This window comes from Lysobacter enzymogenes, assembly GCF_017168095.1.
Classification (GTDB): domain Bacteria; phylum Pseudomonadota; class Gammaproteobacteria; order Xanthomonadales; family Xanthomonadaceae; genus Lysobacter; species Lysobacter enzymogenes_D.
The window spans coordinates 1-2411 of record NZ_LXSD01000354.1; the positions used below are offsets into that span (position 1 = coordinate 1).

The window sequence follows — 2411 nt, forward strand, 5'->3', positions numbered from 1 at the left end:
CCGCGCGCTGGGCAAGGCCCGCGGCGGCGCGTGACCGCCGGCGCGCGCGGGCCGTGCCCGCGGTCGCAGGCCGATTCGCCATTGCGCGACCCGGGTCGCGTTTTTCCTGTCCGCCGCTGGCCGCCGGTCGCGGGCGGTGTCACAAAGGCCTTCTAGACTCGAACGCGCGTCCTGGGGAGGGCGCGTCTTCCCCCGCCGATGCGCCGCCGCGTTCCGCACGCGGCCGCCCGGCGTCATCCACAAGGAGCCGTTTGATGCGCAAGTCAGTTTCTGGCTGTTCCCTCGCTGTGTCCGCGCGCGCCGAGTCCGTGCGCAATGTTTGCGCGCGCCGCGCCGGCGTCCTCTCGCTGGCGATCGCCGCGCTGCTGCCGTCGATGGCGTCGGCGGCGGTGTTCGTCAACGAATTCCATTACGACGACGCCACCGCCTCCGGCGACGTCGGCGAGCGCATCGAGGTCGTGGCCACCGCCGGCGAGACCCTCAGCGACTACCGCATCGTGCTGTACAACGGCGCCACGCCGTCGGCGGCGGTGCAGTACGACAGCGACCCGGTCCCGGCCGGCAGCCTGGTGACCTGCGGCGGCACGGTGCGCATCGCCACCGTGAGCTACCCCACCAACGGCCTGCAGAACGGCCCCAACGACGGCTTCGCCCTGGTCGACGACGCCGGCAACGTGGTCCAGTTCCTGAGCTATGAAGGCCAGATCACCGCCAGCGGCGGCGCCGCCTCGGGCAAGACCAGCGTCAACCTGCCGGTGTCCGAATCCGGTTCGACCGCCGCCGGCACCTCGCTGCAGCTGTCGGGCAACGGCAGCCAGTATTCGAACTTCGGCTGGCAGAACTCCGCCGCCGAGACCTTCGGCGCCTGCAACAACGGCCAGACCTTCAGCGGCGCGCCGGCCAACACGCCGCCGAGCGTGACCTCGACCGTTCCCGCCGCCGGCGCCACCACCTTCCCGGCCGCCGGCGATCTGTCGGTCGTCTTCAGCGAAGCGGTGAACCTGGCCGCCGGCGCGCTGACCCTGCAGTGCGCGACCTCCGGCGCGGTGGCGCTGACCTACCCTGCCAGCGGCACCAGCGTCACCGCCTCCACCGGCACCGCGCTGCACGCCGGCGAGGCCTGCACCTTCACCGTGGTGGCGAGCAAGGTCAGCGACAGCGGCGGGCTCGCGCCGGCCGCCAACACCGTGGTCAACTTCAACGTCGCCGGCGGCGGCGGCACGCCGACGGGCTACTACAGCCACGTCAACACCTCCAGCGCCAGCCAGCTGCGCTGCTCGCTGCACGAGACGATCAAGGGCCACACGGTCTATCCGTACAGCGGCGGCACCACCAACACCTGGAGCATCCTGGAGATCGCCGACGAGGATCCCAACAACTCCGGCCGCATCCTCGACGCCTACCGCAACCGCAGCTTCGTCAAGGTCACCGACCGCGCCGGCAGCGGCAGCGGCCTGAAGTACAACCGCGAGCACAGCTGGCCGAACTCGCTGGGCTTCGGCACCGCGACCGGCAACAAGGGCCTGCCGAACGCGCCGTACACCGACACCCACATGCTGTACCTCACCGATTCGGCCTACAACGCCGACCGCGGCAACAAGCCCTACGCCAACTGCTCGCTCAGCAGCGGCTGCGGCGAGCGCGTCACCGAGGCCAACGGCGGCTACGGCGGCGGCAGCGGCGCGTACCCGGGCAATTCGAACTGGTTCAAGACGCCCGACGGCAACGCCGGTTCGTTCGAGGTGTGGGGCCATCGCAAGGGCGACATGGCGCGCGCGGTGATGTACATGGCGATCCGCTACGAAGGCGGCAGCGACGCCAACACCGGGCAGAGCGAGCCGGACCTGGAGCTCACCGACGACCGCAGCAAGATCGTCATCACCTCGTCCTCGCCGGCCTACATGGGCCTGCTCAGCACCCTGCTGCAGTGGCACCAGGCCGACCCGCCGGACGCGGCGGAGAAGGCGCGCAACGAGGTGATCTACAGCTTCCAGGGCAACCGCAACCCGTTCATCGACCACCCGGAGTGGGCGACCTCGTCGCTGTTCACCTCGGCTAAGCCGGCGAATTGCCAGTTGATTCCCTGAGCGAAGCTCGCGCTGCGCGGGTCGCGGAGCGCTGTCGACGACGGACGCCCGCGCGATGCGGGCGTTCGTTTTTTGCGCAGGGCTTTCGCGCCGCCGGCGATGGCCTGCGATTGTCGGGACTCGCGGCTTCGCGCGAGGCCGGCTCGCGCACGGCCGCGGCGTCCTGTGCTGGCAGGAGGTTGCCGTTGCGGCCGAGGGCCTGGCGGATTTCGTCGCAGGTGCGTTGGCGCGGTCGCGACTTGCGTCGCTCCTACAGGGGCTCGGCCGGTTTCGTATCCGACTGCAGGAGCGGCGCGAGCCGCGAACGCGGATGCGCAACTACGG

Annotated in this window: 2 protein-coding genes; both read left to right on the top strand. The window is 70.7% G+C overall.

The annotated features are described in order from the left end of the window. The first annotated feature begins 374 nt into the window (after positions 1–374). On the top strand, positions 375–2087 hold the full coding sequence (locus A7A76_RS13580) for an endonuclease (RefSeq protein ID WP_241200936.1): 1713 nt from the start codon (positions 375–377) through the stop codon (positions 2085–2087). 55 nt (positions 2088–2142) lie between these two features. Continuing rightward, positions 2143–2411: hypothetical protein (locus A7A76_RS13585; protein ID WP_206411685.1), on the top strand; the 269-nt coding region annotated here is incomplete at its 3' end.